Origin of the sequence: Streptomyces sp. NA04227, from assembly GCF_013364195.1 — a bacterium.
Taxonomy (GTDB): Bacteria; Actinomycetota; Actinomycetes; order Streptomycetales; family Streptomycetaceae; genus Streptomyces.
In genome coordinates, this window is the sequence record NZ_CP054918.1 from 7,681,016 (window position 1) to 7,701,854 (window position 20,839).

The following is a 20,839-nucleotide window of genomic DNA, read 5'->3' on the forward strand; positions in this document are numbered from 1 at the left end:
TGGTCGCCATGGACCCCGAACTCGAAGCATTCGTCCCGCTGTTCCCTCGCGCCGACCTCACCGACCCCATCACCCAGCGCGACAACTTCGCCCAACTGGCCGCCTCCGTACCGTCACCCGACACCACCGGCCTGGACATCGAGGACCGTACGGTGCCCGCCGATCCCGAGGTGGCGGTAAGGATCTACCGTCCGCGCGAGTCGCCCGAACCGCGGGGTGCCCTCATATGGCTGCACGGCGGCGGATGGGTCATGGGCAACCTGGAGACCGAGCATCCGTGGGCGGCCCGGATCGCGACCGGCTCCGGCGCGGTGGTGATCTCGGTGAACTACCGCCTGGCGCCCGAGAATCCGTTCCCCGCGGCGCTGGACGACGCCTACGCCGTACTGAACTGGACCGCCGAGTACGCGGCCGAACTCGGGATCGACCCGGACCGGATCGCGGTCGGGGGCCACAGCGCGGGCGGCGGTCTCGCGGCCGGGGTGGCACTGCGGGCACGAGACGAGCAGGGCCCGGCGATCTGCTTCCAACTGCTCAACCAGCCGGGGCTCGACGACCGTCAACAGACGTGGTCGGTACGGAACTTCACGGACACGCCCTGGATGAACAGCGACAAGGTGGCCGCTGCGTGGCGGCACTACCTGGGCCCGGCCACCGCCACGCAGTACGCCGCCCCGGCCCGGGCCACCGATCTGTCCGGCCTGCCGCCCGCCTACATAGCCGCCGCGGAGTTCTGTCCGAACCGCGACGAGAACATCGCCTACGCGCAGCGCCTCCTCGAGGCGGGCGTTTCGGTGGAACTCCATCAGTGGGCCGGTACGTTTCACGGCTCGCAGGCGATCCTGACCGCTGAGGTGTCCCAGCGGCAGCACGCGGAGATCTACGCGGTGCTGCGCCGCGCCCTCGCCTAGTGCTCTCCGAATACCAGCGCGATGCCCAACGGCCGTTCACCCGCCGTCAGTCGACGACTCCCACCGGAGTCGAGGTCGACGACGGTGATGCCGTTCCAGTAGCCGTCGCGGGTGAAGCCTCCGGTCACATACGCGGTCGCGCCGTCCGGGCTGACGGCGACATCCTCATGCGGTCCCGTGAGGGGGATGACCTTCTCCTCGCCGCCCGGGGCGCGGACGGTCAGCGACGGCGACTCGTCCTCGGCCGGGTCGATGGGGCCCGTGCCCACCGCCAGCAGCGTGCCGTCCCCGGTGATCGTCACACCGTGCTGGTGTGTGTTGGCGGTCATCTCCTCGGTGTGGGACTCGCCTGTCAGCGGGTCCAGGACGACCAGCCGCTCCCCTTCGAAGGGCAGCAGCAGTTTCCCGTCCGCCGGGCGTACCGCGGCGTAGTGCGGCTTGAGCCAGGAGCCGAGGCCGCCTCGGGTGCCGTACGGGGCCACCTCGATGCGGCGGGTGTCCAGGGAATCGGTGGCCACGACCGTGACATCGAAGGAGTCGTGGCCGGTGGCGTACACCTCGCCGCCGTCCTCGGAGACATCCACGTCGAACGGGCGGCGGCCGACCTCGGCGGTGCCCGCGACCTTCAGCGTGCCGGTGTCGACGACTTCCAACGCGCCGTTTTTGCCCGGGTGGTTGACACCGACGTACGCCCGGCGGCCGTCGGGCCCGAGGGCGATGCCCATGCCGCCGCCCCGGTACTCGCCGTGCGTCGGCTCACCGATGCCCTCCGACTCGTACGGGACGACTGCGATGCGCTTGCGCGCGGACGTGTCGACGACGGCGACACCCTCGGCCGTGGCGACCCAGGCCCGGCCGTCCCGGCCGACGACGAGACCGTAGGGGGCGGTGCCGACCTTCACGGAGTCGAAGGCGCCCCGGTCGGGGGCGACGAACGTGACCGTGTCGGCGCCGAAGTCGGCCACCAGGAGGGTCCCTTCGGGCGACCTGCCCTCGGGGGTGGGGACGGGGGCGGTGGCCGACCTGGCCGGGGCGGGTGAGGCGTTGCCGTCCGCGCCGTCGGCCCGGGTGACGCAGCCTCCGGCGACGAGCGCCGCGGCTGCCACGAGCGTCGCCCGCGTCACCCGGCTCCGAGTCGGCCTCACCGCACGGCCCTCAGCAGGCCCGCGATCTCCGAAAAGCCGCGCCGCTCGGCGTGTTCCAGGGCGGTGACCCCGTCGCCGTCGGGGAGGTCCACGGTGGCTCCGGCCGTCAGGAGCAGTTCGACGATCTCCTGGTGGGGGAGGCCGCCGTCGCCGAGGATCACCGCCTCCAGGAGGGCCGTCCAGCCGAGGCGGTTGACATGGTCGACGTCCATGTCGGTTTCGCGGAGCACCGCCCGTACGTAGTCCACGTGGCCCCGCTCGGCCGCCGGGATCAGCGATACGCCTCCGAAGCGGTTGGTCACTGTCATGTCGGGGCTCGCGGGCAACAAGGCGCGCAGCATGGCGACACTGCCCGTGACGCCGGTGACCAGCCAGGCGCTGTCGCCGCGGTCGTCCTGGGCGTTCGGATCGGCACCGGCGGCGACGAGGAGTCCGGCCGCCGCGACATGGTCTCCGAGCGAGGTGAGCAGCAGCGGCGTGCGGCGGTGCGCGTCCCGCGCCTCCACCCCGCCACCGGCGTCGAGCGCGGCACGCACGGCTGGGGCGTCACCGGCGGCCGCGGCCTCCAGCAGGGCGGCATCGACAGTGTTCACGGCAGGTCACTCCTCGGGATCGGCGGCTATGGCCTGGACCAGCGGCACCCGGTACGGGAGAGGGGGAACGCGAATGCCGCCGGGACGTGGGGCCGGGAACGCCTCTCGGCGGCTCCCGGCGGGTGGTCACTTGGTCAGCGAGGCGACGCCCGCCTGCGCGAACTTCTCGTCCAGGTCGCCGGAGGGCGCACCCGCGACACCGATTCCGGCGATCGGCGCGCCCTCGGACGCGACCGGAGCGCCGCCGCCGAGGAAGAGCGTGCCCGGAATGTCCTTCAGTGTCGGGGCGTCGTCGAGGCGCTTGGTCAGCTCGGAGGTCGGGGCGTTCCAGGAGACGGCGGTGAACGCCTTCTCCTCGGCGGCCTCGTACGACTGCGGTCCCGCGCCGTCGCCGCGCAGGGTGACGATCGTATTGCCGTCGCGGTCGACCACGGCCACCGAGACGCGCTGGTTCTCCTTCGCCGCCGCGTTCATGGCGGCCCGGGCGGCGTCGGTGGCGGCGTCGATGGTCAGGCGGGTGCGCTCGGTGGTGTTCTCGTCCGCCGGCTTGGCGGGCGCGGCAGCGGCCGGAGCCGACTCGGGGCCGGCCGCGCTCGCGGACCAGGCGCCGACGCCACCGATCGCGAGGGCGGCGGCGAGGGTGCCGCCGGTGAGGACGCGGGCGCGCTTCGACAGCTTCTGCTGCATGGGTCAGCTCCATGGGATCGGGGCGTGGCAGGGGTGCCGGAGCGGGCGGATCACCCGTGGGTCGGTGGCTGGGCCGTCGCCGTCCCGCTCCGAGATCCATCCTGGCGGGACGAACCCGCCGCACCCCTCGTCGTACCGGACGGTCCCGGCGGCCCGGACGGGCGACGCCGGGGTCGTCCGATCGGACGACCCCATGGGCCGACCGAACCGGGAGAGTGGAACCCTGCATGGGGGCAACCGCCCGGACCCCCGCGAGGGGCGCGCGGCGACCCGCAGGGCGGCCGACAGGCCCGGGCCAATCGGGAGCGAAGGCGGTACGCGGTGGACGCGAGAGGGCAGCTGCCGACCGGCGACCCGGACGCCGGCAGGCTGGCGTACGTCGTCCACGCGACGTTCGTCGTGCTGCTCGCCGCCGCCACCGTGCGCTTCGTACAGCGGCACGGCAGCAACGCCAACCTGCCCGCGGTGATCGTCCTCGCCTTGCTCCTCGCCGTGCTGTACGTGGCCATCTCCCGGCTGCGACCCCTCACGGCCCCGCAGCTTCCGGTGTCCTGGCCGCCCGCCGGTCACCTGGCGGTCCTGGTCCCGCTGGTCGCGGTGTGGGCGGCGCTGGTGAGCCAGGCGCCGAGCTTCGCCTGGGTCGCGGTCCCGCTCATCTACGTCACGCTGCACACCCTGCCCCTGTCGGCCGCGTTCGCCCTGATCGCCGTCCTCACCCTCTTCGCGATCACCGCACAGCTCACCCTGGCCGGCCGCTTCGACCTGGACCTCGTGGTCGGCCCGGCCGCCGTCGTCGCCTTCGCCACGGCGGTCTTCGCCCGGCTCCAGCGGCTGGCCGTACGTCAGCGGTCACTGATCGACGACCTGATCCGCACCCGCCGGGAGCTCGCCGCCACCGAGCGACGGGCGGGCGTCCTCACCGAGCGGCAGCGCCTGTCCATGGAGATCCACGACACCCTCGCGCAGGGCCTGTCGAGCCAGCGGATGCTCCTGCAGGCCGCGACGCGCGTCTGGGACGCCGACCCGGTCAAGGCCCACGGCCACATCCGGACTGCCGCGACGATCGCCGATCACAACCTCGCCGAGGCCCGCCGCTTCGTCCACGACCTGGCCCCCGCCGACCTGGCCGAGGGCAGCGGCCTGCCCGAGGCTCTGCGCACCCTCGCCTCCCGGGAGAGCGACGCCGCGCTCACCGTCCGGGTCCACATCGACGACCACACCGGCGTCCCGCTGCCCGACCGGGTGCAGTCCGCCCTGCTGCGCATCGCCCAGGGCGCCCTGGCGAACGTACGTGAGCACGCGCAGGCGACGACCGCGACCCTCACCCTCACCACGCTGGAGGACGAGGCGGTCCTGGACGTCGCCGACGACGGCCGAGGCTTCGACCGGGCGGCCCGTCCCTCCACAGCCGTCCGCGGACACGGCATCCCGGCGATCAACGCCCGGCTCCGCCAGCTCGGCGGCACCCTCACCATCGACTCGGCGCCCGGCGAAGGCACCGTCCTGACCGCCGCGATCCCCCTGGAGCAGCCACAGTGAACGCCCCACCGGTACGAGTCCTGCTCTGCGACGACCACGTGATCGTGCGGGCCGGTCTGCTGGCCCTGCTGGACAGCGCTCCGGACGTCGACGTCGTCGCGGAGGCCGGCACCGGCGAGGAGGCGCTCGCGCTCGCCGCCAGGCACCACCCCGACGTGGTCCTGATGGACCTGCAACTCGGCCAGGGCATCGACGGTGTCGAGACCACGCGCCGCCTCGCCGCCGTCCCCGGCGAGGGTCCCCGTGTTCTCGTTCTCACCACGTACGACACCGACGCCGACGTCACCCGTGCCATCGAGGCGGGCGCCACCGGCTACCTCCTGAAGGCCGAACGCCCCGAGGAACTGTTCGCCGCCATTCACGCCGCCGCCGAGGGCCGCACCACCCTTTCCGCTCCGGTCGCGAGCCGCGTGATGGCCAACCTGCGCCGCCCCCGCCCCACCCTGACCGACCGCGAACTCGACATCCTCGCCCAGCTCGCCCAGGGCCTGAACAACCGCGACATCGCCAAGGCTCTCTTCATCGGCGAGACCACCGTCAAGACCCACCTGCGCCGTATCTACGAAAAACTCGGCGTCGACACCCGCACCGGCGCGGTGGCGGTGGCGAAGGAGCAACGGCTGCTGCCATGACTGTCCGGAAGCCGCAGGAGAGGGTTCGGGACCGGGAGCGGAGCGGGGACGAGGACCGGGACACCGCAGGGTCGCGGGGCCGGTCCGTCGCCGAACTGACAGTCGACTACAGGTCGTTCGCGACGATCGCCTCGATGTTCCGCTCGGCGAGTGCCGTGATCGTGACGAACGGGTTCACCGTGGTGTTGCCCGGAATGAGCGAGCCGTCGATGACGTACAGACCGGCGTAGCCGCGCAGGCGCCCGTAGTTGTCGGTGGCCCTGTTCAGGACGACGCCGCCCAGCGGGTGGTACGTGAGGTGGTCGCCCCAGGCCCCGCGCGCGCCGAAGAGGTCGTACCGGTAACCGGTGCCCTCCCGGGTGTTGATCCGGTCGTAGATGGTCCTGGCCAGCTCCACGGCGGGCCGTTTCCAGGCACGCCGCCAGTTCAGTTCGACCCGGCCCGACCTGGGGTTCCAGGAGAACTCGGCGCGATGCGGGTTCCGGGTGATCGACAGATAGAGCGAGGCGTGCGTCTCGATTCCGGTGGGCAGCGGCACCACCTCGCCGAAGGCGCCGCCCGCCGTCCAGTTGTCGATCCCGGTCGCCGGGATGGTGGACTGCAGTGTGCCCGTACGGGTCCACAGGTGATTGGCGCGGGCGCACATGATGTTTCCGTTGTCACCCCAGCCCCGGCCGACCTCGTCGCTCAGCCGGGGCAGCGCGCCGGTCGCCCTCAGCCGGGTCAGCAGCTTGCTCGTACCGACGCTCCCGGCGGCGAAGAACACCTTGTCCGCGGTCACGGTCTTGGTGGCCCTGACCACGCCGCCGGTGTCGGTGCGGTGGACGACGACCGTGTAACCGCCGTCGCGCGCGGGGGAGACCGAGACGACCTCGTGCAGCGGCGAGACGGTGACCCTGCCGGTCTCCCGGATCCTGGCGAGGTACGTCCGCTGCAAGGACTTCTTGCCGTGGTTGTTGCCGTAGAGGACCTCACCGGCGAGCGCCGAGCGGGGCGCGGTCCGCTCGGCCTCCCGCTCCATGTACTCCCAGTCGTACACGTTCGGCACGAAGACCGACCGCAGTCCCGCGCGCTCGGCCTGCTCCCGGCCGAGCCTGGCGTACCGGTAGCACTCCGCGGTCTCGAACCAGTCCCGGTCGACGGTGGCGACGCCCAGCGCGGCGTTGGCCCGGGGGTAGTAGCGGCGGTACATCTCCTCGGCGTCCACCGACGGCAGGACCGCGCCGAAGTTCTCGCGTGCGGGCGTGACCGCCATACCGCCGTTGACCAGCGAACCGCCGCCGAGTCCGCGCCCCTGGTAGACGGTGATCCCACCCATGTCCTCGGCGTCCAGGACACCGGTGTACCGGGGGACCGGCCGGTCGACGGGGAGGCCGAGGAAGCTGCTGACGGGCTGTCGGGTGCGGGTGCGCAGCCAGTACGAGCGGTGGTCCGGGTCCAGCGTTCCGCAGAAGATCCTGCCGTCGGGCCCCGGGGTGTCCCAGGACATGCCCTTCTCGATCAGGTGGACGTCGACCCCGGCCTGCGCCAGGCGCAGCGCGGCCACACACCCTCCGTATCCGCTGCCGATCACCAGTGCCGCAACGCGCGCGCCGTCCTCGACCGGGCCGCGCGCGGTTGCGGCCCGCGCCGGAGCCGTGGCGGTCCTGCCCGCCCAGGCCGCGGCTCCGGCCAGTGCGGAAGCGCCTGCGATGAACCGTCGACGCGATGTGCCGGTGGACCCGGAGCCCTCCGTGGTGGTGCCCTTCATGTGCTGTGCCTTCTCCTTCGACCCGCGGGATGTTTGTCCTATTGCTCGCATGTCGCGGGGGCGGCGGAGGGCGGGTCGGCAGGTGATTCACCCACCGGAACGGCGTTCGACGGGACGGGCGGGCCGAGTCGCGGGTCGAGGGTCAACTGCCTTTCGCGGGGCGGCACATGCACAGGGGCCGGGAGCGCTTCGGCCGTTCCTCGCCCCGGTACGACGCTCGCGGATCCGGGCACTCGGGCGGGCGGGCCGGGCGGCGTACGGTGGACGTATGTCGGTTATATGGATGATGCCTGGCTCTACGGGGATGTCCGAGACCGGTGGTGTCGAGGAGCGCCGGGACGACGGCGACACGGTGCAGTACATGTACGAGATCCACGGCAGCGGCACCCTGATCGTCTGGGCCAACCAGCACGGCGGGATGCCGGAGATCGAGGTGGCCTACGGGCCCGGGGCGTGGATCAAGGTCTCGGGGAAGGTGGCCCGCAGGTAGGGCAGAGGGGTCTGTTTGCCCCACGCGCCAAGACGGCTCCTCAGCCCGACGAGAACGTTGCGCCGGTACTGCCGAGGGCTTGCAAAGGGCTCCTGAACAGGGGGTTCAGCAAGATCGTGACGGCCGCGACAAGGAGTGCCTCTGGTCCGGCGTGGGGGATCACGATGCGTTCCGGGTCGTCGCAGACGTGCGAGTGACCGGTCGCGGCGGCCCGGATCTCCTCCAGGTACACCGGGTCGAGCAGGCTCGACTGTTCGGTGATCACCACCAGGTCGGGGTTGAACACATCGAGCAGCAGCCCCGTCGCTCGGCCCACCTCCCGGGCTCGTTCGCGCAGCAGCTCGTCCGCCCGCGGGTCACCGGCCTCCGCCGCGTCCACGAGCAGGGCGGCACTGGGCTCGGGCACGATGCCCCGCTCGGCGGCCCGCCGGCCGAGCCGGGTGTCGGACACGGTCGCCTCCAGGCAGCCCGTACGCCCGCACGCACAGGCGACGCCGCTGTCCAAAACCGGCAGATGGGCCACCTCACCGGCGCCCGCACCCGGCCCGCTGTGCACGACCTCGGCGATGGCGAGCGCCGCGTCCACCACATTGCCCACGAACAGATGCAGCAGGGAGCGCCGGGCGGCGGGCCTGCCGAAGAGCAGCTCGGACTGGGCGACGGCGCGCGCGTGGTTGTCGATACGGACCGGCAGCCCGGTGTGGCGACGCAGTTCGGCACCGAGCGGCTGGTGGTGCCAGCCGAGGGCGTCGTGCCGTACGACAGTGCCGGATTCGGGGTCGACCCAGCCGCCGATCGCCGCGCCGACCCCGAGGAGCCGGTCGCCGCCGGGTGCGTGCGCGGCGAGGAACGCGGCCAGCGCCCGGCCCACTTCGGCCGGAAGCGCGGCGGAGCCGATCCCCTCGTGCGGGAAGGTGTGCCGTGCCAGGACCCGGCCGCGCAGATCCGTCAGACAGAACGTCGACTGGGGCACCCCGATGTGCACGCCCGCGACCCGGGGTCCTTCACGCTGCCCGGTGTGCAGGTCCACCGGTATCTGCGGCCTGCCCACCCCGCCCGGGGCGACGAGTGAGGGCACCTCGCGCACCAGGCCGAGCCGGGCCAGTTCGGTGCACTGCCGGGAGACCGCGGCCGGGCTCAGCCCTGACAGCCGCGCGATACCGCTGCGGGCCACCGGCCCGTGGTCGAGCACGGTACGCAGTACGGAGGCGGCGTTGGTCTCCCGGCGGCCGTCACCGGACGTGCGGGCACCGGGCGCCCGCGTGTCCGGCGTGCCGGGCGGAAGCGCGGTGGGCATGGCATTCCTTCCTGCGCGGGGGAGGGCGACCGCGACGGGTGGTCGGGGCGCGGGGGTCCAACATGCCGTGCCCGCAGCGGATTTGGCGAGCAGGGTGGTGAGAACCACGGTGAATCTGTCGGGCGTGTTGCGGGGTCGTGAAACGGTCCGGGGCCCCCTTGACCGGCTCCCGTCCGACTGGCCATGCTCCACGACATGACCGCGACGACTCCTCTCGTGACGCGGCCCCACGTCGACCTGGGCCGTCTCGCCTCGGCCGCGTGTCCGCGCCGCTGACCGGCGGCGGCTCACTCGTACCCGGACACCACCACGACAGGCCCGTGCCGTCGCACGGCACCGGCAGTCGCCCCCTGCGGAACGCACGCACCCCGTAGGCACGACTCAACTGCCCCTCCTGGCCTGTTCGTTCCGCGCCCGCAGGACTCGGCTCGCCGCACACACGGCACGCAACACGGCCTCACCTGCACCGAATTGCTTCCGCTCCGACAGCAACTAACCACCCGCTGCACGTACATCACCCGTCTCACCTGCCACCCCGCGAAGGGATCCCGTCATGACCACCACCACGACCGCCACGCCCGCACCCGTCTCGGAGGCCCCGGACACCCTGGACACCTCGGCGACCCCGAACGCCCCGCTCACCGTGGAGAGGCTCGGCGGCCGCATCGGCGCCGTGATCTCCGGCGTGCGGCTCGGCGGGGACCTGGACAAGGCCACCGTCGCGGCGATCCGTGCCGCGGCGCTCGCGCACAAGGTCGTCTTCTTCCGCGACCAGCACCACCTGGACGGCCAGAGCCACGAGGCGTTCGGAAGGCTGCTCGGCGAGCCCGTCGCGCACCCCACCGTCCCCTCGGTGGACGGCCGTTACGCCCTCGGCATCGACAACGAGCACGGCGGCCGCGCCAACCAGTGGCACACCGATGTCACCTTCGTACCCGCCTACCCGGCCTTCTCCATCCTGCGCGCCGAGGTGATCCCGCCCTACGGCGGAAACACCCTCTGGTCCAACACGGCCGCCGCGTACGCCGGACTCCCCGAGCCGCTGCGGGTGCTCGCCGACAGCCTGCGCGCCGTACACACCAACGACTACGACTACGCGGCCACTCGCCCGGACGCCCCCACCGAGGCCCTGGAACAGCACCGCAAGGTGTTCACCGCGGTCAAGTTCCGCACCGAGCACCCGGTGGTGCGCGTACACCCCGAGACCGGTGAACGCGCCCTTGTACTCGGCAACTTCGTGCAGAAGCTCAGTGGCTTCAACGGCCGCGACTCGCGTGCGCTGATCGACGTCCTCCAGTCCCACGTCGAGCGCCCCGAGAACGTCGCCCGCTGGCAGTGGCGCGCGGGCGACGTGGCCATCTGGGACAACCGCGCCACCCAGCACTACGGCGTGGACGACTCCGACGACCACGAGCGCACCCTGCGCCGCGTCACTGTCGACGGTGACGTGCCCGTCGGCGTGGACGGCCGCCGCTCGGTGCTGCTCAGTCCGGAGTCGGTGCCCGAACCCGGGTACGGCATCGCCTCGGGCGCCTCCACCGACGGCACCGTCGCGGAGGGCTGAGCCACACCGCCACCGCCCGCCCGGCTGACGTCGCGGCGGGCGGTGGCAGCCAACTGGCCAGTGGGGCAGCGGTAGTTGAGGTGCGAGTTCCACCAGCGCCCGGTCGCGGCTTGCCCGGTCACCGGCACTCCGGAGAGGGTCGTGGCATGTCCAGCGACCGTCTCATGCGCATCCACAGTCCCGAGTTCCAGGCCATGGCCGAGAGAGTCCTGCGGGTCACCGAGCTCACCTCCCGCCTGAACGTCCTGCCCTTCGAGGACGAAGTGGGCAAGGCGGAACTGCTCGAACAGATCCTCGGTAAGCCGCTGCCGCCGAGAGTGACGATCTATCCGCCCTTCTACACCGACCACGGCCTCCATCTCGACCTTGCCGAGCGTGTGTTCATCAACCAGAACTGCACTTTCCTGGACTACGCGGGCATCCGGCTCGGTGAGCGGGTCATGGTCGGTCCGAAGGTCACGTTCATCACCAGCGGCCACCCGGTCGACCCCGAGGAGCGGAAGTTGTACCTCACCGGCGCGCCCATCGACGTGGCGGAGAACGTGTGGATCGGTGCCGGTGCCACGATCCTGCCCGGCGTCAGCATCGGCCGTGACGCCGTGGTCGCCGCCGGAGCGGTCGTGGCCGACGACGTTCCGCCGGCAAGCCTGGTGACCGGCACCAAAGCCACCGTGCACCGACGGTGGTGACACCCCCCGCAGGGCAGGGCAGGGCTGGGCAGGGGCGGGAGCGCCAGTCGATCAACTGCCGCTCCCGCCCGGCCCGTTACCGGGTCAGTTCCTGCCGAGGAGCCGGTTCATCTCGGCGATCTCGGCGGACTGGGAGGTGATGATGGCGCCCGCCATCTTCTGGGCGGCGGGGTAGGAGCCGTCGGCCTGCTCCGTCTTCGCCATCGACACCGCTCCCTCGTGATGCTTGATCATCAGCTCCATGAAGGCCGTGTCGAAGGCCGCGCCGGAGGCCTTCTCCAGCTTCGCCATCTCCTCGGGCGTCATCATTCCGCTCATGCCGCCCGGCCCGTCCGCCCCGCCGTGCGAGGAGTGGTCCATGGCGCCCTCCGCGGGCACCGGCTTGCCCCAGGACCTCAGCCATCCGGACAGCGTCCGGATCTCCGGTTCCTGCGCCTTCTTGATGTCCGCGGCCAACTGCTTCACCTCGGCGGACCGGGCGCGCGAGGGCGCGAGGGCGGCCATCTCCACGGCCTGACGGTGGTGCGGGATCATGCCGGTCGCGAAGGCGGCGTCGGCGTCGTTGTGCCGCCCCTTCGCCGCGGACGACGGTGCGGACGAGGCCGAGGACGAGGCGCTCGGCTTCGCGCCGTGGCCCTCGTGTCCGGCCGAGCCGTCGTCCTCGGAACCACAGGCGGCCAGTACGAGGACGGCCGCGCCCACGGCCATCGCCGCGGCGGACCTGCGGACGGCCACCGACCTGCGGGCGTTCACCGAACGACGGGCGGTCACGGACCTGCGTACACGGGAAATGTGCTGGTGCATGGTGATGCCAACTCCTTGCTGCGCAGCCCTGAATGGGCATGCGGAATCGCGGATGCGCGCAACGCGGCACATGCGGGAAACGCGAAACGCGAAACGCGGCGGATACGGGAAAGGGAACGCGCGGAGCACGGCCACCCTCGAACGCCCCGCAGCAGTCCGGCGGTACGCGGTACCGGGGTGCTGGGGCGGAGAAGCCGTGCGGGCGGTCCTATATCCGCAGGAGCTGGAGTTCCGAGAGATCGGGCGGCGCACGGCCGTGCTCGGCCGAGTCGGTGGCCCGGCCGGACGACGCGGACAGCGCGGGTACGCCGTCGCAGGAGGCCGCGAGCGCGGGCGGCGCATAGGACGTACCGACACCGGTGGCCGCGCACATGGCGTCGGCGTGGGCGAGGTGACCCGTACCGCCCTCGGTGTGCGAACAGTCCGCGTCGGCCCGCTGCGCGTCCACACCGGGACGCGCGTCCTGCGCGCCGGTGGGGGAGCCCGGGTCGGCCATCGCGTGGTGGGCGGCCCCCTGCGCGCCGTGCTGCCCGGCGGCGGCCGCGGGCGGCGTGGCCACCGGACCAGGTCCAGGTCCAGGTCCCAGGCCGTGCATGGCCAGCAGACCGGCCAGGACGGCGAGCACCAACAGCGTCAGGGAGCGCCCGCTCGGGCGGCCCTTCGACGGCTTCGGTGCACGCGACATACGGCCATCGTACGGTCCCTCGCCGGGGGCTCGGTCGGGCCGCCCGCTTGACGGTTCGGCCGGGGAAGATACCCGGCATCGCGTACTCTCGGCGGATGGCGAAGTATTTCGACGTGCACCCCGAGAACCCCCAGCAGCGCACCATCGGCACCGTGGCCGACAGCATCCGCTCGGGCGCGCTCATCGCGTATCCGACGGACTCGTGCTTCGCGCTCGGCTGCCAGCTCGGCAGCCGTGACGGCGTGAACCGGATCCGGACGATCCGGAACCTGGACGACCGCCACCACTTCACCCTGGTGTGCGAGAACTTCGCGCAACTCGGCCAGTTCGTGCAGATCGACAACGACGTGTTCCGCGCCATCAAGGCGGCCACGCCCGGCAGTTACACCTTCATCCTGCCCGCCACGAAGGAAGTGCCCCGCCAACTGCCGCACCCGAAGAAGAAGACGGTGGGCGTACGCATCCCCGACCACGTCGTGACCCAGGCGCTGCTCGCCGAGCTCGGGGAGCCGCTGGTGTCCAGCACTCTGTTGCTCCCCGGCGAGGACGAGCCGCTCACCCAGGGCTGGGAGATCAAGGAACGCCTCGACCACGTCGTGGACGCGGTGCTCGACTCGGGGGACTGCGGCGTCGAGCCGACCACCGTCATCGACTTCTCCGGCGGCGAGGCGGAGATCATCCGCCGAGGCGCGGGGGACACCTCGCGGTTCGAGTAGGGCGGGTAGACCGCCGGAGGGCAGGGCGGATCGACCAAGGGGACCAAGGCGACGGGCTCCCGGGCGACCGGCGCCCAGGAGCCCGCCTACATGTGCGTGCGCGTCTGCGGCTGCGTCAGTACTGGACCGTCGCGCGCAGCGAGGCGAGCGCGGTCGTGTACATCGTCTCCTTGATCCGGGCCCGGGTGTCCGTCGCCTTGACGGCGAGCGGGCGGGCCAGCTCGACGGCCTTCGCGAGCACCTCGTCCTCGGCGGCGACCGCGTCGACGATGTGGGCGGCCAGGGCCTGTTCGCCGCCGTAGCGGCGGCCGGTGGTCATCGCCTCGTGCGCGATGTGCGGAGCCAGCCGCGCCAGGAGCAGGTCGTTCATCCCGGGGATGAAGGCAAGACCCATGTCGACCTCGGGCAGACAGAAGTAGCCGCGGTCCGCGCGCATCACCCGGAAGTCGTGGGCGAGCGACCACATCGCACCGGCGGCGAAGGCGTGCCCGTTGACCGCCGCGACCGTGACCACCGGAGAGGCGAGCGTGCGGGCGAGCATGGCCTGCACACGCTCCAGGTACGCATTGGTCTGGTCGCCGTGGGCACCCACCCACTCCAGGTCGAGCCCGTTGCTCCAGAACTTGCCGCTGCCCACCGTGACGAGCGCGCGCGGTCCCGACTCCGCCTCGATCTCGTCGTAGACCGCCGTCACCTCGTCGAGGAAGTCCGGGTGGAAGCGGTTCTCGTCGTCGGGCTCGAGGTGCAGGATGAAAACTTCGCCGTCTCGTTCGAGCTTCGGCATGGTTTGTGCTCCTTGATATTCGCTCTCCGGCCCGGCGGCCGGTGTGGGTGCCGCGCTCATCCTTCCGCGCCCGGCGACCGATCTCCCGCGGAACGGGAGCCTCCGCCGGTACCACCTCCGTGGGTTCCGTCACACGACCGAACTTCCTTCCTGCCAGGGCCTGTTGGAGCGAGAACGCCGAGGTGGAGGCGTGGCGGAGAGGGACGGTGCGAGAGGGGGAACGAACCCGGATCCGAAGGGCTCGGCGGGGACCGGGAGGCGACCGCTCGGCCCCCGGCGATCAGCGCCCGGACCGGGTGACCGCCTGTTCGTGGAGCGCTTTGGCGAGCTGGGCGCGGGAGCGCAGATCCAGCTTCTGGTAGATACGGGTCAGCCGGGACTCGACGGTCTTGACGCTGATGAACAGGCGGGTGGCCGCTTCCTGATTGCTGGCGCCCTCGCTCACCAGCCGGGCCAGGCGCAGCTCGGCCGGGGTCAGCCCGATGGGTCCGCCGCGCTCGGTCGTGGCCGCGTCGGCGGGGCGCGGGGTCTGGGACAGGGCATGGCACAGATCGAGCCAGGGCCGGGCGCCGTTGCGCCGGAACAACTCGGCGGCCTGGCGCAGGGTTTCCTCCGCCGCCGAGCGACGTCTTCGGCGGCGTTCCACCCGGGTCAGCGCGAGGAGGGTACGGCCCTGCTCCAGGGGAAGTCCGAGCGCCTCGAAGTCGCCTGCCACCTGCCGCAGTTGCTCGGCCGCGGCAGCCGGTTCGCCTTCCGCCGTCAGGCACAGGGCCAGCGACCGGTCGTGCCCGGCGCGTACGGAGTTCGGTCCCGGCGGGGTGAGCGCGCGCAGCTCGGCCAGCACCTGACGGGCCTTGGCCGGGGCATCGTTCGCGGTGAGGGCTTCGGCCAGGTCCGCGTGCCAGAGCAGCCGGGACGGGTCGGCCACACCCTGGGCCTCCTCGAGCAGTCGTACGCGGCCGAGGGTGTGCACGGCGGCCGTCACCTGCCCGGTGAACAGTTCCGTCCGGCCGAGGGCGCACAGATTCCGTGACAGGAACACCTTGTCGCCCTGCTGCTCGCACAGCCGGGCGCCGTGCCCCGCGTACCGGGCGGCGCGGGCGAAGCTGCCCCCGGCGCTCTGGGCGAGGGCCGCCGCGTACCAGGTGGGCCCGGGCGTCAGATCCGTACGCAGGACCAGGGCCGCGGCGGCGTCGGCGTGCGCCAGGGCGACCGAGCAGCGCCCGGCCCGCGCCTCCAGTTCGGCCAGGGCGCGCAGTGTCTCGCAGGTCGCCGCGGCCGAGCCGAAACGTCGCAGTACCGGCAACAGGGCGAGCAGCCCCTCGCGCGCGTGCTGGATCCGGTCGTCGCGCAGATCGTGCCAAGCGGCCACCAGCTGGGGCCAGTTGGCGACCCGGGCCGGCGTCCCCGCACGGGTCGCGGCGAGCGCCGCGAGCAGTTGCGACTGCTCGTACCGGTTGCCGAGGACGCGTCCCGCACTGGCCCGCGCGGCCCTGGCGACCGCGAGCAGCGTGGTGTCGCCGCTCGCCTGGGCCGCCCGGCAGGCGGCCAGCGCGGCGGTCGCGGACCTGCGCGGCTCGCCGTCGCAGAGCAAATGTCTACGGGCCCGGCGCAGCGCGACGAGCGCTTCGAGCCGCGGTACGCCCTCGGCGTCGGCCACGGCGTGCGCATACGCCTCGGTCGGATCGGCGCGCTCCTCCTCGGCGGTGTCGAGCAGGGCCAGGCGGGCCCGTACACGATCCGTGGGCGTCGCGTCCAAGGCGAGCACGGCCCGCGCCGCGCGGCGTGCGAGGTCCGCGTGACCCGCCTCGGAGGCGTCCACGGCCGCTTCCGCCAGCCGGGCCACGCGCCGACCCGGCAGCGTGGCGGGAGTCAAGTCGGCGGCGAGCAGACCGAGTTCGGCGGCCAGTGCGCCGTCGCCCCGGGAGCGGGCCGCCGATACGGCCCGGACCAGCTCGCCCGCGAAGGACTCGCAGCGTTCGTCGGTCACCAGGGCGCGGTGCCGCAGCGACTCCAGCGGATCGTCGACGGCGGCGGCCAACTTCCGGTGCGCGTCGGTGAGTTCACGCCGGTCCGCATGGTCGACGAGTGCCCGCGCGAACAGGCCCGCCCGGAAGACCACCGCGCCGTTCTTCCGCACCTCGACCAGTCCGGCCGTGCGGGCGAGGGAGACCTCCGCGTCCGCGTCCGGCCGTCCCGCCCGCCGCAGCGTCCCGAGGGTCGACCCGTGCGCGAGTGCCGCCCGCAGCAGGGTGGCGCGTACGGCAGCGGGCAGGCGGCGCAGCATCCGCCACGCAGGGCGGCAGGCCTCGGCCGCGAGATGCGGCGGCTCGTCGCCGTCGTGCGTGGTGGGGCAGTACGCGTACGCGTGGGCGGCGGCGAGCGCAAGGCGGGGGTTGCCACCGCTGGCCCGGTACACCCGGCCGAGCAGCCGGGCAGGCAGTCCCTCCGCCTCCAGCAGCCCGGCGAGTTCGTCGACACCCAGCGGCGGAACCTCCACCGCCTCCGGCCCGCACGGACCCGCCGGGGTGACCAGGTCGCAGTGGTCTGGCGCGCGGTTGCCGCCTGCCGGTTCGGGCGGGCCGAGCGGCTCTGAACGGGCTGGTCCGGGCGGGTCGAGCGGGCCGGCACCGGCCGGTTCGGGTCGGCCGAGCGGGTCTGCCCCCGGAGACCGCCGGACCAACAGAACGCGTACAGCCCGGTCGGGCAGGGCGCGGGACGCCTGTTGGGAGAGGTGGACGTGGCGCAACAGGGCCGCGCTCTCGTCGTCCAGCCAGTGCGCGTTGTCGACGACGATCAGCAGCGGACCGTGCCGGGTCTCCTCCGCCGCCAGGGTCTGTACGGCCAGTCGCAGCGCCACACAGTCCCAGCCCGCGTCCGGCACCGGCACCTCTCGACGGGCCATCGCCAGCGCCCGCCGCCGAGGTTCGGGCAGTGCGGCGAGCCGGTCCTCGGGCACTTCGTTCAGCAGCAAGGAGGCGGCGGCGCAAGGGAGTTGGCGGTCGGCGGGGCTGAGCGCGGTGACCAGGGCCCGCTCGCCACGGGCACGGGTGCGCCGGACCAGCTCCGCACTCAAGGTCGACTTGCCGACGCCCTCGGCCCCGGTCAGGTTCACCCAGCCCTCGTCCGCGAGGACGGCGTCGAGCCGGTGCAGAAGTGCCTCTCTTCCGGTGGCCTCTCCCGCCCCGAGCGGAGCGGACGGACCGCCCCGGGCTCTCGCCGACGTCGTCATGGTGCCGCCTTCCGTGCCGGCGGTGTCACCGGTGGTGCAGAGGTCGTTCCGGCACGGCGCGGCAACGTGAGGCAGGCCGTGTCGGCCCCGTGACCTCGCCGAGGCCGGTGCGGCGCTTGCCGTACCGGCCTCGGCCGAAACTACGTGACGACCTGCGCCGTCGTGTTGCAGCTCACCGTCGATGCGGTTACAGCATCGGGGCGGGTGCCGCGTCCCGATGCTCCACGGGAAGGGTGCCCGCGGAGCAGCCAGGGTCAGCGGCGCGTGCTTGGGTCGGCAGCGCGTGCTCGGGTCAACGGCGCGCGGCCGGCTTCCCGTTGAGAGCGGCCTCCGCGTCGGCGAGCCCGGCGCCGCAGCCCTCGTCGCACTTGCCGGGAAGTGCCCGCGCCGAGTCCTTGATGGCCTGCTCGACCTGAGCCGGAGTCAGGTCGGGCTTGGCCTCCTTGAGGAGCGCCGCGAGACCGGCGATGTGCGGGGCGGCCATGCTCGTACCCTGGTACGGCTTGTAGATCTCGGCGCCCGGCGTGGACTTGCCGTCGTTCAGCGTGGACCAGATGCCGTTCTCCGGCGTGGTGACGGTGCCCGGGGTGTCGGTCTCCCGACGGGTCTCGCCGCCCGGCGCCGCGATGTCCACCGACTCGCCGAAGTTCGAGTAGAACGCCTTGTTGCCCTCGCGGCTGCTCGCGGCGACGTTGATGACGTTGCCGCAGCTGGCCGGGGTGAACTGCGAGGAGTCCTTGTCGGAGTTGCCCGCCGAGACCACCACGGTGGTGCCGCGCTTCACGGCGCCGTCGATGGCGCGCTGGTACGACTGGGAGCAGGAACCGGCGCCGCCCAGGCTCATGTTGATGACCTTGGCCGGGGTCGGGTTGGCGGGGACGCCCGCGACCTTGCCGCCGGAGGCCCAGGTGATCGCGTCGACGATGTCGGAGGTCGCGCCGCCGCACTTGCCGAGCACCCGCACCGGCTGCACCTTGGCGTTGTACGCGATGCCCGCGATGCCCTTGCCGTTGTTGGTCGACGCGGCGATGGTGCCCGCGACATGGGTGCCGTGCCAGGACGACCCGGAGCCCTTCTCCTCCTGGCACTCGCCGTCCTCGTACCAGTCGCCCTCGTCCGACGCGTCGTCGTCGCGGCCGTCCTGGTCCCGCGCAGCCTCGGCGTCGGAGATGAAGTCGTAGCCCTTGACGATGTTGCCGTCGAGGTCGGAGTGCTTGACGTAACCCGTGTCGATGACCGCGACGGTCACGTCCTTGCCGGTGTACTTGCTCCACACCGGCTCGACCTTCATACCGGCCGTGTCCTCGAAGAGGTCCCACTGACGCTGGTACTCGGTGTCGTCCGGCCCGGCGGTCGCGTAGGCGCGGCTGTCCAGCTCCGCGTAGGCGACGTCCGGGTTGGCGCGGAACTCCTCGAGCGCGGCGTCCAGTTGCGCCTTGGAGGTCTTCGCGCCGAGGTCGTAAAGCACGGCACCGGTGCCCAGGCGCCGCTCGAAACCGGGACGGTTGCTCTTCGCGCCGACGTCCGAACCGGCCACCGCGGCGGCCTTGTTGGACCGCGCCTCCGCGGCCTTGGACTTGTAGCCCACGATCAGGCGGGCGCCGGTGGGGGCGACGTCCGCGGACTCGGCGGCGACCTGCTCACGGTCGCCGCTCTCGGCCGGGTTCGCGGTGGCCGTGGAGTACAGAGCGGTACCGCCGAGCAGGGCGGCACTTGCCACGGCCACGGATATCAGCCGTCTTCTGGTCTTCATTTGGTCCCTTTACGGGTCGTGGTGGGGGGTCGGGCGGGCGGACACGTACACGTCCGCACCACACCGGTGGTGGAGACCACTGACCGGGGACAGTAGGCAAAAGGGGCAGCACTCCGGGACGGGGAAAACCCTTGTTTCTCGTCCGAAAATCGGTGAAGGCGGGAAAGCTCGCACGTCAAAGCGGTGTGGAGCGCTGCCTGTTGAGGGGGGTAGCACGGGGGTGTACGGGGACGCCGCGGTGGCGGTCGGGGCGGGGCGCGAACATACGTCGGCCCCGGCACCGGGGAAGTCTCGTGCCGGGGCGCGTACTTGGACTACGGGGCGGGGCTGCCTCTCAGTGCCCGATCGAGTCGATCAGTTCCCGCGCTCCCTGGCGCAGCAGCGCCACGGCTACCGAGGTGCCCAGGGTCGCCGGGTCGAGGGGCCCGGCCCACTCGTGTGCGTTCAGGACCCGCTTGCCGTCCGGGGTGAACACGCAGCCGCGCAGGGAGAGTTCGCCGCTGCGCTCGGCCTTCGCGTACCCGGCGATGGGGCTGTTGCAGTGGCCCTGCAACACGTGCAGGAACATCCGCTCCGCGGTGGCCTCACGATGGGCGTCGGGGTCGCCGAGGGAGCTGATGGTGTCGATGAGCGCGGTGTCGCCCTCACGGCACTGCAGGGCGAGGATCCCCGCGCCGATGGGCGGGCACATCACGTCCGTCGGGAGGATCTCGCTGACGACGTCCATGCGGTCGATGCGTTCGAGCCCGGACACGGCGAGCAGCAGCGCGTCGGCCTCGCCCGCCGCGAGCTTCTCCAGGCGGCGGTTGGCGTTGCCGCGCATCGGGACGCACCGCAGATGCGGGTACAGGGCGGCGAGCTGGGCGATCCGCCGTACCGAGGAGGTGCCGATCCGGGTCCCGGCCGGGAGCTGCTCCAGGGTGAGTCCCTCGGGGTGGATCAGAGCGTCGCGGATGTCGTCCCGCTCCAGGAACGCGGCGAAGGTCGTCCCCGCGGGCAGCGGCCGGTCGGCGGGAATGTCCTTGACGCAGTGCACCGCGAGATCGGCCTCACCGGCGAGCAGCGCGGCGTCGACCTCCTTGGTGAAGGCGCCCTTTCCGTCGACCTGGGAGAGATCACCCATCCACTTGTCCCCGGTCGTCTTGACCGGCACGACAGTGGTCTCGATACCCGGGTACTTGGCGGCCAGCTCGGCACGCACACGTTCCACCTGGGCCAGGGCCATGGGAGAGTCACGGGACACGATGCGGATCAGCTCGGCGGCGGACATGCGCACACGATAGTGCGTCCCGGCAGGGCCGGTGGACACCGCGCCCGGCGGTCAGCGGGGGTCTGTCACTCGTGAGTTGACGAGGGGACGGGTGGTGCGGGTCGGCGGTGTGCGGACCGGGTGACCCCGGTCACGGCCGAGGCGGCCGGTCCGGCCCGCTGATCCTGCTGTGGTTGGCCGAAACCCACCCTGTCCCACCCCTCCCAAGATGAGCGACATGACGGTCATTTCGGACATAAATCCAAGCGGTGAGTGAATGGTGAGTGAGGAGCGCCACTTTGCGCACATGTTTCGGCAT

The 20,839-nt window shown here is 72.3% G+C and carries 18 protein-coding genes and 1 pseudogene; 8 read left to right on the plus strand and 11 right to left on the minus strand.

Annotated elements, in window-relative coordinates; translation table 11 throughout:
• Positions 1-8: 8 nt before the first annotated feature.
• Positions 9-911, plus strand: a complete 903-nt coding sequence (locus HUT18_RS32330) for an alpha/beta hydrolase (RefSeq protein ID WP_176104048.1) — start codon at positions 9-11, stop codon at positions 909-911.
• Here HUT18_RS32330 and HUT18_RS32335 read toward each other — a convergent pair.
• From HUT18_RS32335 to HUT18_RS32345, 3 genes are all read right to left on the minus strand, one after another.
• Positions 908-2,035, minus strand: a complete 1,128-nt coding sequence (locus HUT18_RS32335) for a YncE family protein (protein ID WP_176104049.1) — start codon at positions 2,033-2,035, stop codon at positions 908-910. The two genes, HUT18_RS32330 and HUT18_RS32335, sit on opposite strands and share 4 nt — an antisense overlap.
• A gap of 17 nt (positions 2,036-2,052) precedes the next feature.
• Positions 2,053-2,649 (minus strand): ankyrin repeat domain-containing protein, encoded by a 597-nt coding sequence (locus tag HUT18_RS32340; RefSeq protein ID WP_176104050.1) that lies wholly within the window; start codon positions 2,647-2,649, stop codon positions 2,053-2,055.
• Between the two features lie 126 nt (positions 2,650-2,775).
• Positions 2,776-3,336: a heme-binding protein gene (locus tag HUT18_RS32345; RefSeq protein WP_176104051.1), complete on the minus strand. Its 561-nt coding sequence runs from the start codon at positions 3,334-3,336 to the stop codon at positions 2,776-2,778.
• Between the two features lie 321 nt (positions 3,337-3,657).
• On the opposite strand from HUT18_RS32345, the gene HUT18_RS32350 reads away from it, so the two are divergent.
• Positions 3,658-4,875 carry a sensor histidine kinase gene (locus HUT18_RS32350; protein ID WP_176104052.1) on the plus strand — a complete coding sequence of 406 codons (1,218 nt, stop codon included), beginning with the start codon at positions 3,658-3,660 and terminating at the stop codon, positions 4,873-4,875.
• The gene (locus tag HUT18_RS32355; RefSeq protein ID WP_176104053.1) at positions 4,872-5,507 is read left to right on the plus strand and encodes a response regulator transcription factor; all 636 of its coding nucleotides are present in this window, start codon (positions 4,872-4,874) and stop codon (positions 5,505-5,507) included. The genes HUT18_RS32350 and HUT18_RS32355 overlap by 4 nt, the downstream gene beginning before the upstream one ends.
• A gap of 106 nt (positions 5,508-5,613) precedes the next feature.
• Here the strand turns inward: HUT18_RS32355 and HUT18_RS32360 are convergent, their stop codons facing one another.
• Complete coding sequence (locus HUT18_RS32360) at positions 5,614-7,257, minus strand: GMC oxidoreductase (protein ID WP_176104054.1); 1,644 nt, start codon at positions 7,255-7,257, stop codon at positions 5,614-5,616.
• Between the two features lie 304 nt (positions 7,258-7,561).
• Between HUT18_RS32360 and HUT18_RS32365 the strand changes: the two genes are divergently transcribed.
• Positions 7,562-7,747: a hypothetical protein gene (locus HUT18_RS32365; RefSeq protein WP_176104055.1), complete on the plus strand. Its 186-nt coding sequence runs from the start codon at positions 7,562-7,564 to the stop codon at positions 7,745-7,747.
• Positions 7,748-7,787: 40 nt separating this feature from the next.
• On the opposite strand, the gene HUT18_RS32370 is transcribed toward HUT18_RS32365, so the two are convergent.
• The gene (locus tag HUT18_RS32370; protein ID WP_176104056.1) at positions 7,788-9,044 is read right to left on the minus strand and encodes an ROK family transcriptional regulator; all 1,257 of its coding nucleotides are present in this window, start codon (positions 9,042-9,044) and stop codon (positions 7,788-7,790) included.
• A 195-nt stretch (positions 9,045-9,239) separates the two neighbouring features.
• Between HUT18_RS32370 and HUT18_RS34395 the strand changes: the two genes are divergently transcribed.
• The 3 genes from HUT18_RS34395 (at position 9,240) to HUT18_RS32380 (ending at position 11,297) form a co-directional block, all read left to right on the plus strand.
• Complete coding sequence (locus tag HUT18_RS34395) at positions 9,240-9,320, plus strand: putative leader peptide (protein WP_368661578.1); 81 nt, start codon at positions 9,240-9,242, stop codon at positions 9,318-9,320.
• Positions 9,321-9,597: 277 nt separating this feature from the next.
• Positions 9,598-10,608 carry a TauD/TfdA family dioxygenase gene (locus HUT18_RS32375; RefSeq protein WP_176104057.1) on the plus strand — a complete coding sequence of 337 codons (1,011 nt, stop codon included), beginning with the start codon at positions 9,598-9,600 and terminating at the stop codon, positions 10,606-10,608.
• A 146-nt stretch (positions 10,609-10,754) separates the two neighbouring features.
• Positions 10,755-11,297, plus strand: coding sequence for a DapH/DapD/GlmU-related protein (locus HUT18_RS32380; protein WP_176104058.1), 543 nt, complete (start codon positions 10,755-10,757; stop codon positions 11,295-11,297).
• A gap of 84 nt (positions 11,298-11,381) precedes the next feature.
• Here HUT18_RS32380 and HUT18_RS32385 read toward each other — a convergent pair whose 3' ends face one another.
• Both HUT18_RS32385 and HUT18_RS32390 read right to left on the minus strand, forming a co-directional pair.
• Complete coding sequence (locus HUT18_RS32385; RefSeq protein WP_254879129.1) at positions 11,382-12,005, minus strand: DUF305 domain-containing protein; 624 nt, start codon at positions 12,003-12,005, stop codon at positions 11,382-11,384.
• 304 nt (positions 12,006-12,309) lie between these two features.
• A complete protein-coding gene (locus tag HUT18_RS32390; RefSeq protein WP_176104060.1) occupies positions 12,310-12,786 on the minus strand; it encodes a DUF6153 family protein in 477 nt (158 codons plus the stop codon).
• A 95-nt stretch (positions 12,787-12,881) separates the two neighbouring features.
• Between HUT18_RS32390 and HUT18_RS32395 the strand changes: the two genes are divergently transcribed.
• Entirely contained in the window at positions 12,882-13,502 is a 621-nt protein-coding gene (locus HUT18_RS32395) for an L-threonylcarbamoyladenylate synthase (protein WP_176104061.1), read from the plus strand.
• 115 nt (positions 13,503-13,617) lie between these two features.
• Here HUT18_RS32395 and HUT18_RS32400 read toward each other — a convergent pair whose 3' ends face one another.
• From HUT18_RS32400 to hemC, 4 genes and pseudogenes are all read right to left on the minus strand, one after another.
• The gene (locus HUT18_RS32400) at positions 13,618-14,286 is read right to left on the minus strand and encodes an enoyl-CoA hydratase/isomerase family protein (RefSeq protein ID WP_176104062.1); all 669 of its coding nucleotides are present in this window, start codon (positions 14,284-14,286) and stop codon (positions 13,618-13,620) included.
• 280 nt (positions 14,287-14,566) lie between these two features.
• Positions 14,567-17,518 (minus strand): LuxR family transcriptional regulator, encoded by a 2,952-nt coding sequence (locus tag HUT18_RS32405; protein WP_176104063.1) that lies wholly within the window; start codon positions 17,516-17,518, stop codon positions 14,567-14,569.
• Positions 17,519-17,849: 331 nt separating this feature from the next.
• Positions 17,850-19,271 (minus strand): annotated as a pseudogene (locus HUT18_RS32410) (S8 family peptidase); the annotation flags it as partial.
• A gap of 334 nt (positions 19,272-19,605) precedes the next feature.
• Entirely contained in the window at positions 19,606-20,547 is a 942-nt protein-coding gene (hemC, locus tag HUT18_RS32415; protein WP_176104065.1) for a hydroxymethylbilane synthase, read from the minus strand.
• Positions 20,548-20,839 lie beyond the last annotated feature (292 nt).